Genomic DNA, 15163 nt, shown 5'->3' on the forward strand with positions numbered 1-15163 from the left:
TTATTTCTCTTGATTTACTTCTAATACTGAAAGAAGACTGTCTATTTTTTTAATACTCACTTCGTATTCATGATGAACACGCTTTGGAATATCTAAAGTGAGTTGAGACTTATAAAAATCTTTAGTTTGTAGCAAAATACTTTTGGATTCTGGTGAAAACACCGCATTTTCACAGCTAATACAAGCAGATGCCAATACACCAGCACCTTTATCACAAGGTTTAATAGACATACATCCGCCAACTAAAGTAGATCGATAACGAATTTTGCCATTTTTGACTGCTTTCTTAGTACTATTTCTATTATCTAAGAACTTAGGAAGCTTATTCTCTACTTTTCTTTTTTGTAGATTTTTACCAGCTGCACCAGTTAGTGTCACCCTGCTATCTAACAATTCATGCAAATTATCTGACTCTACTCTTGCTTGGGCCTCCTGCCATTCCTTTTGCATAGCTTTGACTTCAGGGCCGTTGCCTAAAATATTTATCGCTCTAGAGTTTGAGTCCGTGTAATAGACTGTCATCATCATGCTTATATGTTTTAGCTGGGATTTAAGAGTAGGATATGAAACATAACCACTAGAAGCAGCATACACGGCTAAGGAGCGTCTAAACTGATGAAAGCCTAAAGGCCAAGGCTTACCTAATTTAATATTATTAGATATTTCATCGCCGTATAAAAATTGACTGACTTCCTTTAAGTCTTGTTCTGAAATTAATAAGTGCTCTGATGACATTATTTTTTGAATGAGGTTGCTATTTAAGGCAGTTGTTGCATAATCAAAATGCGGATGAGGCTTTCCAGATTTCCCATTTTCAATTGAAAAAAACAACGGTAACTTACTCTCATCTTCTGCCACCTGACTCTTATTAGCAGACCAGTTCAAAGCTCCTTGAGTGATAAATTTAGCTGCTTCAAAAGCTTCTTCAACAATTGAACCTGTTACCCATTTTGTAAATCTTGGTACTCCATTACTTTCCAATTTTGTTGTAGTTGACCATACTACAGGTATATTCCCAGTATCGGAATGAATATGTCTTAGCCCGTTGAAAGGGATAGATAGTAATTCATTTTTACGCATACCTGTAAACGCAGCTATAACAAAAGCGCTTTTCATCTGTATTTGACCTAAGCTGATTGTTAAACTTAACCAATTAGCATTCTTGATGATGTTTAAATCTGTTAATTCTGCTAAAATCTTAGTTAGCTTTGTATCTGTCTTCAAAGCAGTTTGCCAATAAAATCTGATTAAGCTTTTTTGTGATTTAGTAAGCTTACTCATAGGTACACTCTGATCTAATCTTAATGCTTCATCTCTTACTTTAGTACGTGCAGAAAAAACATATGAGATCTGCTCAGCGTGCTTATTAAAAACCTGCAAACTTTCAATGGTATCTTTTAGCAGGTTCTGATAAATACGTGAAGGAATGATCATGGTTTGAAGACTTTGAGAAGTCTCAGGGAAAGATTTTCTAGTCTTTCTTAGTTTGCTTGAAAATTCTTTTGAAGGTTGCATGTTACACCAAAAATTACTTTGATTTAAAACAGATGCTGTATCAATAAATCTTTGTATCTTGCCTAAATGCAAACCTATTTGTTTCTCCGTCGAACTATTAGTTACTAGGAAGTCGATTGCACTACTGTCAGTAAATATATTATTAAAGTCAATATTATTGTTTACACAGTAACTAATTAGGAAGGATATAGCGACTATATCACTATTCAATTTTGACATAGAACATCCATTCATCTCACAATTCCAATTGAGAGTAAATACCTTCAAAAACTTAACTGCTGATTTGAATTTTTTGCCGTCGGTATTAATAGATGAGGATAGGTTCCGAATTTTAGTTCTAAAATTAATAGTTCTATGTGAATTGCTAGTAGCACTATAGTCCCAAATATCATCAGAGAATAATGATAAAGCATCTCCACTCTTGGAAAGCGTTACAATCAAACCAGATGATGGGTTTTCGATTAGGTCTTTAGATATTGGTTGTATCTCTTTAACGAGGGGTTCACGCATCATTGTCTTGGTCATAAACTTAAGCTTTTTCTGTTAGATTCTGAGGCTACAGTGAGAAAATTTATATGCTCATCCCAATACTCATTATAAATTTGCATTTTTATTTTTTGTTCAGCATCATCAACGAGTTCAATTACTCTATTATCTTTTCCTTTAAGAATATTGATAATCTCGTCAATTCTAAATAGTGATGGTTCTATAGAGAGAAGATGATATTCAGGATCATCACGAATCATAGAAGACTTTAGTAGAGCCTCCTTCAAACTTAATAGTTTATGTATATCTTCAAAATCTATATGAATTGCAAAAAATTCACAGAACAAACAACTTTCAAATGTAGCACAGGAAGGGTTGGGGGCTTCATTATTAAAGCCCAATGCCTTAACAGGATCATTATCTGATAGGTTAGAACAAGATCCTGCTGGTATTTTCTCCGTATCATAGTTAGTTGAAGTCTTGATAGATATAGTTTGTTCATTAGTTCGATTAGACCTAAGAACTGCGGTAATCATTTTTTCGTGATAATGATTCATCTCTATTGCTTGAGACTCAATATCGATCGAAGTGTAAGATTTAGCTACTGTAGTTAAAGAGTTATTCAACTTCCTAGCTACTAATGACAAATTTCCTTTAGAATGTTTTATGTAGTATTCCGCACATAGGTTTCTAATGTCTCTAGCAGTAACCCTTTTAACCCCTTTAAAAAGTGGAGTATTGTCGTCAATAGAACTGACAGAGCTACGTGCAAAACGCTTTAATTGACGATGTTCTCCAATACGCATAAACAAGTATTCTTGACAGTCTCCAGGAAGATGAAGGTTATCAACCCACTCTCTAAGTTTCAAATACTGTATGAGATAACGTTTTAAGTGAGAAGGAGCGGAAAATTCAATCTGTCTACCTGCTCGATATTTATGTTTTTTAGCAAAAGTTGATAAGCCAAGGTTTTCCAAATTTAAATCAGATATTTTCAAATCAAGTGTGGGTTGTATATTAGCAGCAGTGAAAGAAAGGTAAATGTAATAAAAGCAATATGTACATAGGTTATAAGCATAAATTTTTCTAGAGTCTAAATTCTCATTGATCCATGTATTTCTGTTGTTTATTAATGTGTTTTTATAGAAATCTTTCTTAGTATGCTCACAATTATAATAATTTGATAAAGCATTTTTTACCTCATTAAAGGGTAAGGGTTCACCACTATTGTAGAAGCAATTAGGTAGTTTCTTTATGCCATATTTTCTAGTTGAATCCCAATAATAATCATTACTTGATGATTTTGCTAAAGTAATAGGTATAGGGTAGATTTTATTTAATATGGCGTATGAGAATTCATTAAAGTATGTAATGCAGGTTTGTAAGAAGTTTTTGAAGTCTTCTAATGAGGAGTCTCTTTCTTTACTGTTATGCCCCATATGACGATGCTTGGGAATAATACTAAGTATATCGATATCAGATAAGTTATAAGCGATTTTTATGAAATCTCTTGCAGTATTTAGCTTGTCATAAAGAGTTGTAGTGCTTATAGATTTTGCACCACTTAAACGCGCCTTTTGATAGAGATTAATTTGATAATATTTATAATTAGATGCTAAATCATCTAAAGTAAGAGGCTTAGAGCCTTCAAAATCACAAAAATCAAAAAAATATCTTAAATTATGAAGGTAACCTCGCACCGTTTCATCTCTCAACCCTTTTTGAAGGATTTCCCTAAGGTACCTTCTCAACCATTCTACACGTTCTATAGACAATGTTGATTCATCAACTAGGCCCGTAATATAGCTCTTAGTTTTATCTCGGGAATGACCAGAATCGTTCTCTCTATTGGTATAGCAGACTCTACCAATATCGACTTTAAAGGACACACCATCAGCTCTTGAACCTACAATTACTGTGTATTGAGGATCAACGATATCTTCTATTTGCTTAGTGCTTATCTCAATAAGCTGCCTGTCATTGAAAGAATTAGACATTATATTCGCCCTTATCAAATGTTACGCCGAACGTATCTTGTATATCATTGAATTCTTTTACTTCCGAGTCGAATTTTAGATAGGCCTCAGTGGTTGTTAGGCTTCTATGGTTTAACCTTTGTCTGACATGATCAAATATCTTAGAATCAGGGTATTCCTTAGCTCTAAGGTTTCTTACGATATTCATCCCATAGGTAGCACGCAAATCATGGAATGAAAAATTTTGAAGACTTGGTTCAAATTTTTGAACCTTGGAAATGAATTTTTTTAATTCATTTCTTAAAGATTGGCCGTTTTTAGGTACCATAACGGGCGCTTCAGTGTTCCAAACTGGTTTAGGGTTGTTACGATTACGATCTATAATTTCTCTTTCAGCAGTTAAATAGGGGTTTCCAGTTCGAGTTAAAAACACATAGTTATCGTCAGTATTTGCATAAAAGCTGTTTATATTTTGTCTTCTATGTTCCGCTCTTTCGCAATCTATATATGTTGCTAAATGATCAATTAGGTTACGTGAAAACATTAAGCGGTTTAGTCGCCCACCCTTTGAATCTGTTCTGTATTTATATCCAGTATTTATCACGGCATAATTTGAATCAGCATTTTGTTCTAAGTAGTGGAGAGCAGTTTTGATACAAGCAATAGAGAGAGTGCATACGCTTTGTTGTCTAGCTCCTGTTCCGAGAGCTATTCTTATCATTAGCTCTAACTCTATTGACGCATAGTTTTTATCAAATGCCCTGAAAATAATTTCTTGTTCTTCAGAGCTTAAAGGACGCAGACTGCCTCCATCTCTCAACTTACCTAGTGATGGTAAGGGTTTTCTGCTGCTTCTTAGCTTGAGATCATTTGTAATAACACTAATATTCCTCATTATTCCTACATTATTATGAATAGGTATAGAAACCTTCCTTTCTCTAAAGGGCTTATTCTCTATATCAGACTGAGATACGAATGATTGATGCTGTATATAATTATAGAAATGAGCAACAGAGGACAGAATGTTATTAATGTATTGAGAGCTAAAGTCGTGCTGTTCTATTACAGCCTGTAAAAAAGCTTTGAATTTGCGAGGAACTCTTTGCTGATACTGGGTAGGTAAGTCTAAAAAGTGTTGGTTACTATGTTCTAGGTACTGTAGATAGTATTTTAGGTGGATAGCTCTTGCGGATAACGTTTTCATATTTGAAAGCGCAGGAGTGTCTAGTTGTCCCATGAGATATAGGTTACCTATTTTCCAAGGTAAACCATCTGATTGAATGATAACAGGCATTCTGAAGTGATAATCTGAGTTAGCTAAAGAGCTAAAAGTGTAATCGTAATCATTAGCCTGAGCAGTCTTTGACCAATTTGCATTCTGCAATCTAAACCGTCTTAGATAAATTACTTTTGCATTAGAGTCAAAAAGGTCTTTAAGAGAAGGTTTCATCTCTTTTCTAGTTCACTGAGTTCTTTGGCTTTAAACATAAGCTTTTCTATATATTGAGATAACGAATGGAACTGGTTCTTTGCATCATTTATGGCAAAATTCTTAAGTTCTTTAGGTACCCGGACGTTCATCTGAACCTTCTGATTTGACATGTATTTACCTCTTTAGGGTTTGTTACATAATATGATAGCATTATGCTATCATTGCCGCAAGTTCCTTATGGTAATATTATTTGTTTTAAATTCAATATTCTATTTGGGCTTTAAAATGTCAAAAAATGTGCAGTTTAATTTAAGAATTCCTACTGAATTGAAAGCCCTGATCTCCGATGCCTCAAAAGTTAGTGGACGTTCAATTAATGCCGAGGCACAGTATCGACTAGAAAAATCTTTTGAAGGTCAAGAAGGAAGTTATATCGAAGCTATCGACGATTTAAAGAGTTTTTTTGATGCTCATTTACGTAGCGATCGCTTAAATCTACTATCTGGCAAACTAAATTTCCTCTTGAGTGAAGCTAAGGCAACTGATAGTTTTCATACCCCAAGTATTTCTAGAGTTGCTGAGGCCCTGGGATACAATAGTGTGGGCGTTACTGAGGATTGGTTTGAAGGGCGAAAAGAGCCATCGTTTAACGAATTAGAAAAATTAGCCACATACTTTGGATGCCAAAAGAATTGGCTCGTTCATGATGAAGGAAGGCCTTTCGCAAAAGAAACATTTGAGTTTGGTTATGATATTGAAGAGAATGCTAGAAGCTTATTAAAAGGTAATAATGAAGATGAGGTTAAGTTGGTCTGGTTTGCTCGGAACAATACTGAAAACGGTGAACTAGTTATTATCAAGCATTACGATAGTTGGCATGGTTTGGTTCTAGACTCTCGTGTGCATGTCAGTGACAAAGTAGGTATAGGTGGCTCTGAAGACAGAGCGCTCCTATCCTTAACATTAAAGTATCTTTGTAAGTACCATATCTCAAAGATCAGAGGAGCAATAGTTTCAGAACCAGACTTTAACGAATTAATTTGGGCCAAACAAAATCCGATCAAAGTAATTGATAAGTATCGTCACAATTCTTGGATTGAAGATATTTGGGATAGGTCAATGTATTCAAAGAAAGCTAATAGTTACTGGAAAGGATGGAGTGAGATGTGCATGTCTAATGAACTTTATATTAGTGGACATGAGATTTTATCTAAAATATCTATAAAGTAATTTGAGATAAAATAAGTATGCCATACTAGGGCGTGTCATCAATTAGCATAGATATTTCAGAATAAGCTATACTTAGATCGTATTTAGGAATTTGAGCTCAATGACTATGACAAGACGACATGCCCTACGTGATGACCAATGGGAGAGAATTAAAGACATTCTACCTGGTAAACCAAGTGACGTTGGTGTTACTGCAAAGGATAACCGCTTGTTCGTAGAAGCGGTTCTGTACCGTTACAAGACCGGCATACCTTGGCGTGACCTACCTGAACGCTTTGGCGACTTCAGAGTGATTCATACTCGTTTTAGTCGCTGGTCAAAAAAAGGCGTATGGAAGCAGGTTTTTAATCAACTCTCTGAACAATCCGATGACGAATATGCCATGCTAGATGCCACGATTGTTAAAGCCCACCAGCACAGTGCTGGAAAAAAAGGGATCAAGCCATTGGACGCAGCAAAGGTGGACTGAAGACTAAAATACATACTCGAACAGATGCATTAGGCAATCCTACTGGCTTTTATCTAACAGGTGGGGCAGCTCATGACCTGTGTGGCTCAGATGAATTGCTTGATGTCAGTATTAGCCAAACGTGGCTTGCCGATAAAGCTTACGATGCTGATGCCCGCGTTATTGAACCGATTAAAGCAGTGCAAGGTAATGCAGTTATACCATCTAAGTGTCATCGGCTGCAGCCAAGAGACTTCGATAAAGAGCTTTATAAAGCGAGGCACCTAATAGAGAACTTCTTTGCCAAGATTAAGCAGTATCGTGCGATTGCCACTCGCTATGATAAGTTAGCCAGTCATTTCCTTAGTGCCATTCACTTAGTTTCTTGTGTCGTTTGGCTTAATTGATGACACGCCCTAAAGAAAATCAATAAATATGGACGTGCAAGGTAGCCATTACTCGTGGTAATGCGCCTTTAGCAATGTTGCTTTATTGTAATGAAAATAAGGGCACTATACTAGCGTTATTGCGAGCAAATACTGATGTAAATAATAAGGTAAGTAGTAATAAATAATGCTAAACCAAGGATTTAGCGTCTATGTTAAAAAGGCTATTTAGTAAGATTGAAAAAGACAACGTCCTATTATCAAAGGACGTTGTCTTTTTAATGGGTAGAAATGATGTGGAATTTATCTACATTTAAACGATTAATTTAGCGCGGTTAAGGTTTGCTCAAACGCTGCGCGCCCGATTTCACCCACTTGCTGATTGACCAATTGCCCGTCTTGATAATACAGCAATGCTGGCGGACCAAATAGTTTATAACGCGCTAAGATTGCTTTTGAATCAGCCGTAGTCTCCGTGATATCAAGTCTGACCAATTGCCAATCTTGCATTTGCGCAGGGCGATTATGAAATAAGTTTTTCTCCATAATCCGGCATGCAATACACCATTCGGCGGTGACATCGACCAGCACTTTAGGATTGGCGGCGACAATGGCATCTAACTCAGCAAGCGTAGTAACAGTTTTATCTGTTGCATTACTCATGGCTGGTTGATCAGCAGTCGTCTGCATCACCGGCGCGGCGCTTAATGACGCGAGCGGATGCAAGCTGTCGTCATTGCCCAATGCGGCGCCGACGATTAAACACGTCGCCCAAATACCAGCGATTAAGCCTAGCGCTTGGGTCAGCATCCGACCTTTGCCTAGCCAGCTCCACGCCCACATCGCCACGACCATAAACCACAGCGCCCAAACCATCAGCATCACAGGCGAGATAAAGACGCGTTCAATTAATAACAATGCCACGGCAAAAAGCAACAAAGCAAAGCCCTGCTTGACCCAATTCATCCACTCGCCTGCTTTTGGCATGATTTTACCTTGGGTCGCGCCAATTAAGATAAGCGGCGCCGATAAACCAAAACCGAGCATAAATAAAGCGGCAAAGCCAAGGAGCGGACTTCCAATCGTTGATACAGCAAGCAGCGCCCCAAATAAGGGTGCCGAAACGCATGGCGATACCACGAGCGCCGATAAGAATCCCGCAATTAAACTGCCACCCGTACTACCAAGTTTGCTATCCCCCGCTTGGCTTAGACCCTGCATTTTACTACTGATAAATCTCGGCAGACGAATGCTAAATACGCCCAACATATAAAGGGCTAATAAGACAAAAACGATGGCAAACCCAATTAAAATAATCGGATTTTGTAGCCAACCGATAATGCCTAACGATTCGCCAAATACCGCAATGACCGCGCCTAAAATACCATAAGCGATGGCAACACCAATAGCGTAGCTGGTCGTTAAAATAACACCGCGTTTTACCGTTGGATTGTCTTCACGCGCGACGATATTGGCAACAATCGGTAGCATCGGTAACACGCATGGCGTCAATGCCAAGACCAACCCTGCCAAGAACAATAACACCAATGCCAACCACGGATGCGAAGCTAAGCCAAAAGGGTCACTATTAATGGCGTTATCAACGACAACGGTATTGTTTGTTGCAGTTGTAGCGCTATCGTTTGCTGGCATATTACTTGTGACATTGTCGCCTACAACTTCTTCATCGGCACCAGAGATGGTATTGCTAGTACCAAGCTCTGCATCTAATGCTTCATCATCTAACAAAGCGTAATCAATCACCTCGTCATCTGGCGTAGTTTGCTCTGTAGCAAGACGATCAGTATCAGTCGCCTCTGTAGATGCTTGCGCAGTTTCTGCATTGCTGTTATTGCTCGCAGAAACTGTAGCAGTGCTACTTGAACTATTGGCTGCCGATTGTGACGCAGCAATTTTGACCGTGGTTTTTATTTTCTCCGGTGGATAACAAAGTCCTGCTTTGGCACAGCCTTGCCAACCTATCGTTACAGCGGCATTATTTATCGCCTTGCCATTACTACTGCTCAAAACGGTGCTAGCAACCATATTGGCTTGGTCAAAGACCAATACTTGACCAAAGGTCGGATCATCTATGGAGATAGGCTTTTGGCTAAAGCTAAAAGGTGCAGCGCTCACGCCAGCAGGCAACGTTAGCTTAATTTGGTCTTTATAAACATAGTGCTCAGGCGTAATGTCAAAGTTAATGGCTAAGCGCGTGCCATTATTGACAGGTTTACTACTGCTACTGACCTGAAACGCTTCATCAACAGGCAAAAATTTCGGTTGGGTCGCGCTTTTATCACTGCTAAATAAATCGCCCAATCCTGCCGCTTGCGATGCCACTGGCACGGCCGTCAGCCCAGTCGCTGCTAGCCCTGTCAATAATGAACCCGCGCTGAAAGCGAACGCCAACAGATAAGATTTTTTCGACGATTTATTTTGCGTTAATGACGGAGACTTTTCTGCGCTCTTAAGGGACATGAAGGGCTACCTATTATTTCCAATATTCGAATTGACCAATTCACTGTCTGTATGGACTTGTCTATTTACAACCCCAGTTCGGGATAAGCCACATTATAACTCATTGATACTATTTACAATGTTGCTACCTGTCCCTGCTGAGGCATATTTTTGATGGTGGGTTTATAGGGAAACCAGCAATAAGCAATTAAACCTGACAGCAAGTTTGTGATAAACCCCGTGACACTACGATGGCGTGAATGCTCAATCTGACACAAGTTTTTAAGCTCCCCAAACACCGTTTCAACCAAAGAGCGATGATTGAGTAGTGCCTCATCCATAGGCTCAAGTAATTGGGGTTTCATATTACGCCGAAGTTTCGTTATCAGCCTAGTATCACTGTGTTTTGTGAGCCACGCGTTTAGTGCTTTACTGATGTATCCTCTATCACCAAACAGCTTACCAAATAACGGCGTTGCCATATCCTTAACAGGCACTCTGTCATCCGTATTACCCGCAGTGACTTTAACAGATACAAGCTCGCCCTTATGATTGATAATGGCGTGCAGCTTAAAGCCATAGAACCAGCCCATGCTGCTTTTGCCTCGGGTTGCAAGTCCCTTAAAGACTTTATGACGGTAGATACGCTTGTTATGACAAACTGCTATCTTGGTTGAATCAATATAGCTGATACCCGTACAGTCGCCCATCATGCTTTGCAAGTAGCTGCACAGTGGTATGATACTGCGCGGTATAAGCTCTATAAATCGCGAGTAGCTCGGCAGATTTGGAAACTCCCGTTTCATCATGCCAAGCATGTGATGGTAGTAAAACGCCTTAAACTGTCGATAACGTAATTGATGAAACAGTATCAAGATGGTCATAATCTCTGCTACACTTATCTGGCATGCTCTTAACCTTTGGTGTCCCGTTGCGATTAAATGAGCGTCAAACTCAGGTTTGAATTGCTGATAAAAGTCGTCAATATGGCAGTATAGTTCGGTTAGGTTGTCCATGTAAGAAGTCCTTGTTGTGAAGTTTGTCTTGGTAAACTTACTTTAGCAACTTCGGACTTCTTTTTTTATTTTTTTTTGAGCCCTTATCCCGAACTGGGGTTATATTATATACAACATACTACAATATACTATTAAGGGATACAAAATCATGGTGAGCTATGCTGAAGAAACCGTAGAGATAAACTTGGTAAACTAAGCGTATTGACAGGAGTTTACCATGACCAAGAAAGTAAGAACCTACAGTGACGAATTTAAAGCCGAGGCCGTCAAGAAGATATCAGACAATAATGGCAATATCTCAGCCACTGCAAAGCAGCTTGGCATTGCCATGCAAACGCTATCAAATTGGCATAACAAAGCCAATCAAGGCAAGCTTGTCGGCACAAAGCAATACGATCCTGATCTTATGAGTGCTCTTCAAGAAATAAAGCAGCTCAAGCGGCAGCTCAAAGTGGCTGAAGAGGAACGCGAAATACTAAATGAGGAGGGATAAAGCGAAGCACTGCTTCGCCCCGACGCAAGGGGAGAGCTATGCTCGAGTTGGCGACGGCGTACTTCGCGAGAAACAGCTAGTCAGGTACGCCTTTATCAAAGACAACCAGTTCCTCTTTCGCATCACCACTATGTGCCGTGTGTTAAGGGTTAAGCCATCAAGCTATTACGACTGGCTAAGTCGTGATCTCAGCGACCAACAGATACATCGCAACCAGTCTGAATTACTGGTTAAAGCGGCTCACAATGAAACGAAAGAACGTTATGGCGCAGATCGACTGCATGCTCATCTAAGCGAGCAAGGCCATAACATTAGCCTGTATATGGTAAGAAGCATCAAAGAGCAACACGGCATTAAATGTCGTCGTCATAAGCGCTTTAAAGTCACCACCGACTCCAATCACAACAAGCTGGTCTATCCAAACGTACTGGATCAGAAGTTTGATGCTAAGCGCCCTAACGAGTCGTGGGTCAGCGACATCACCTATATCTGGACGAATGAGGGTTGGCTGTACTTAGCAGGGGTCAAAGACTTATACACCAAAGAGCTTGTCGGTTACGCTATTAACAAGCGTATGACCGCAGATTTAGTTTGCAAAGCACTAAATATGGCCATCAAGAATAAACGTCCAAGCAAAGGGCTAATCGTTCATTCAGACAGAGGCAGTCAGTATTGCAGTCACGCCTACCACAAGACCATTAAGCAGCATCAATTTATAGGCTCAATGAGCGGCAAAGGCAACTGTTTCGATAACGCTCCGATAGAAAGCTTCTGGGGCACATTAAAGAATGAGCTGGTATATCATCAAGACTATAAAACAAGGTTCACAGCCATCAATGATATTATCAGTTATATCGAGCTGTACTACAATCAGACGAGGATTCAAAAGGGTTTGGGCTATCAATCGCCAAGACAGGTGTGGTTTGATTATTATCGTCAGGCTGCGTAATTAAAATCTCCCAAGTTTATGTATACGGATTTGACGGCAGGGGTCAATAGTTTAAAACTTTTATATTTACGTGCGTTAGGATGTTACCTAGAAAAAATAAAAAACTTACACTGATTAAATTATTATGATTAAGTTTACTATTACCCTCGTCTTCTAAGTGTGGTTAGACCTTTGCCAAAATAGCTTAGTAGTAATAACAAGGTTATTATTATCAAGATAGGATAATTTCCCATAAGCATAAAGGGCGTGTTACCAACCCGTGCCTGTATCTCACCACGTAGTACAGTACGCTCAAACTGCGGTGCGCGTTTTACAATACGACCTTTATGGTTAATGATAGCGGTAACACCAGTATTGGTCGCTCGAATAAACCAGCGCCCGTTCTCAAGCGCGCGCATTTGTACCATTTGCAAATGTTGCAATGGTCCTGCTGAAGTGCCAAACCAGGCATCGTTAGAGACGGTCAACAAAAATTCAGTATCGATGGCATTTTTACGCGTGGTATCTGGATAAGCTACCTCATAACAGATAGCCGTCCCTATATTGTGTCCACGCACCTTTAGAGGTGACTGCTGATCACTACCACGACTATAGTTCTTAATATCCTGACTACCGGCCAAACTTGGGAAAATATCGAGCACGCCTTCAAATGGAATATACTCTCCAAAAGGCACTAGACGCTGCTTCTTGTATAGGCCTTCCGCTTCTACACCTCGAGCAATCACGCTATTGTAAAATGGGGGATACTTATCCGTACTGGCATTGAATGCCGCTTTATCCTTATAAGGGATACCAGTTATCCATGTCGTATTGGTCGCATTAGCCATTTCTATCATTTCACTAATAAAGCCCGCAGCCTCATCCTGAAACATAGGAATAGATGATTCAGGCCACACCACAACATCACGTCCCCACTCAGTGCGTGTTAACTTCGCATAAATCTTTAGCGTTTCTACTTGATACTTAGTCAGCCACTTTATATCTTGTGAAATATTACCTTGAATCAATGACACTGACAGATCAGGTGTGCCCTTAGGTTTTGTCCATTGCGGATTGACCAGCCATAATGATGTGCTAATGGCTAATAACAGTACAGAAACGATGGCATAACTACTGCGCCGAAGCAGTAGCTCTACTAAACTTGCAGCCAATAGTATGGCAACAAAAGAGACGGAAAAAACACCAGCAACGGGTGCTAAGGACGATAACCAATACTCTTCAGTAAATGCATAACCAACAAACAGCCACGGAAAGCCTGTGAATAACCAAGTTTTTAACCATTCTTGTAGCACCCAAAGAGCAGCAAATGAAAAGGGTTGTTTGCCTACCATACGGTTAAAGACTAGTGCTAAAAATCCATGAAACAGTCCCATACCGAGACCCATCAATCCAATCATAATCAATGCGAGCCACGTTGGAGTATCGCTATAATCATGGATGGCAGTATAGAGCCAAAAGCCGCCGACGCACCATAGCCCCATACCGTAAGCTTCACCGATAATAAAAGCGCGACGACCACTCATATTTGGTACCAACAGCGCATATAAAATCGCTGGTGACACTATTGCTAGCGGCCAGAACCCATGAGGCGCTAGCGCAAATAAAAAAATAGCCCCTGCAAGCCATGCTGCTACTAGCGTAAACCATAGCGGTAATTGATTTGAGTGAGTACTCAAACGCTTTTGTAGATTAATAGTAGACAGGCGCATCGCAAATTATCCAAAATTATGAGCCTTGAATTTTTAATCAAAATCCAAAACTTAGATAGAGCCGTTAATACTACAGGCAGTATTTTAAAATAAAAACTGCTTATGATACCAGCCTGCACTGCTCAATGGATGAATTTATGTACTCCGTTTAATGGGTTATTATGCTACATTACCAAACGATATGAAGTGTTACTTGACCTTCTATAGCTCACAATATCTACAGTACATGAGAGAGCACTATGACCCCCTTAAAAATAAAATCCAGTCTTATATTCAATCGTTATCTGTCTAAGGGGTTGCGTAGTACGTTAGTATTACTTGCCGCCTCATCACTATTTGCTTGTAGCCAACCGAGTAGTGGCGTATCTGATGCAAGCACAACATCGGCATCAACTGAAGATGTAGTGACTGTTCCGAAGACAGCTGAACCAAACGTTATAAATACTTCTATGATGACATCAGTAAATAAACCAGACCTACTAAAAAACGTCTCAGCCACTGTCTATAAAGATGCCAATTGCGGCTGCTGTAAAGAATGGATAAGTCATGCAGAAGATAATGGTCTAAGTGCAACCGCGCAAGATGTTGCGGACTTAGCCGTATTTAAAGAGCGCTACAGCGTTCCAAATGAAATGCGTTCTTGCCATACTGTAGTCACTACTGATGGTTACGTCTTTGAAGGTCATGTACCCGCTAAATATATGGCGCAGTTTTTAGAAAATCCGCCAGTACAAGCTATGGGTCTTGCCGTACCTGGCATGCCTGTTGGTAGCCCGGGTATGGAGTATCAAAATAAATTCATGCCCTATCAGGTTATGCAACTCAATAAAGACGGGACGACCCAAGTTTATGCTGATATTGAATCGGTAGAGCAGCAATTATAGTGTGTTAGCAGTTAAGAATACTTTGATTATAGTGTTAGCGTTAAAAGTAAATGAGGTAGGTATAAGACTGTTCTATTGCTTATAAAATGATTCTTCATCAAAAAATTCATTAGCTATTGCGACTTTAAAATTAAAAATAACTTTGAATTTGTAACTTTTGATGACAATGTAAGCGAATT

At 39.4% G+C, this 15163-nt stretch carries 8 protein-coding genes and 2 pseudogenes; 4 read left to right on the forward strand and 6 right to left on the reverse strand.

The window, feature by feature from the left end:
• Genes AK824_RS03130 through AK824_RS03140 form a run of 3 tightly spaced genes read right to left on the reverse strand, consistent with a single transcriptional unit; the run spans window position 1 to window position 5427 of the window.
• Window positions 1-2040, reverse strand: a complete 2040-nt coding sequence (locus AK824_RS03130; protein WP_057758731.1) for a hypothetical protein — start codon at window positions 2038-2040, stop codon at window positions 1-3.
• The gene (locus AK824_RS03135) at window positions 2037-3998 is read right to left on the reverse strand and encodes a hypothetical protein (RefSeq protein ID WP_057758733.1); all 1962 of its coding nucleotides are present in this window, start codon (window positions 3996-3998) and stop codon (window positions 2037-2039) included. The genes AK824_RS03130 and AK824_RS03135 overlap by 4 nt, the downstream gene beginning before the upstream one ends.
• A complete protein-coding gene (locus tag AK824_RS03140; protein WP_057758735.1) occupies window positions 3991-5427 on the reverse strand; it encodes a tyrosine-type recombinase/integrase in 1437 nt (478 codons plus the stop codon). The genes AK824_RS03135 and AK824_RS03140 overlap by 8 nt, the downstream gene beginning before the upstream one ends.
• A 267-nt stretch (window positions 5428-5694) precedes the next feature.
• Between AK824_RS03140 and AK824_RS03145 the strand changes: the two genes are divergently transcribed.
• Window positions 5695-6639: an Arc family DNA-binding protein gene (locus AK824_RS03145; RefSeq protein WP_057758737.1), complete on the forward strand. Its 945-nt coding sequence runs from the start codon at window positions 5695-5697 to the stop codon at window positions 6637-6639.
• A gap of 106 nt (window positions 6640-6745) precedes the next feature.
• Window positions 6746-7494, forward strand: a pseudogene (locus AK824_RS13375) (IS5 family transposase).
• Between the two features lie 300 nt (window positions 7495-7794).
• Here the strand turns inward: AK824_RS13375 and AK824_RS03160 are convergent.
• Window positions 7795-9954 carry a cytochrome c biogenesis protein CcdA gene (locus tag AK824_RS03160; RefSeq protein ID WP_057758740.1) on the reverse strand — a complete coding sequence of 720 codons (2160 nt, stop codon included), beginning with the start codon at window positions 9952-9954 and terminating at the stop codon, window positions 7795-7797.
• Window positions 9955-10067: 113 nt separating this feature from the next.
• A complete protein-coding gene (locus tag AK824_RS03165) occupies window positions 10068-10949 on the reverse strand; it encodes an IS982 family transposase (protein ID WP_057758743.1) in 882 nt (293 codons plus the stop codon).
• A 217-nt stretch (window positions 10950-11166) separates the two neighbouring features.
• On the opposite strand from AK824_RS03165, the pseudogene AK824_RS03175 reads away from it, so the two are divergent.
• Window positions 11167-12391 (forward strand): annotated as a pseudogene (locus AK824_RS03175) (IS3 family transposase).
• Between the two features lie 140 nt (window positions 12392-12531).
• On the opposite strand, the gene lnt reads toward AK824_RS03175, so the two are convergent.
• Window positions 12532-14100, reverse strand: coding sequence for an apolipoprotein N-acyltransferase (gene lnt, locus AK824_RS03180; RefSeq protein ID WP_057758746.1), 1569 nt, complete (start codon window positions 14098-14100; stop codon window positions 12532-12534).
• 239 nt (window positions 14101-14339) lie between these two features.
• Between lnt and AK824_RS03185 the strand changes: the two genes are divergently transcribed.
• Entirely contained in the window at window positions 14340-14984 is a 645-nt protein-coding gene (locus AK824_RS03185) for a DUF411 domain-containing protein (protein ID WP_057758748.1), read from the forward strand.
• Window positions 14985-15163 lie beyond the last annotated feature (179 nt).

The sequence above is a fragment of the Psychrobacter sp. P11G3 genome (genome assembly GCF_001435845.1).
Taxonomy (GTDB): Bacteria; Pseudomonadota; Gammaproteobacteria; order Pseudomonadales; family Moraxellaceae; genus Psychrobacter.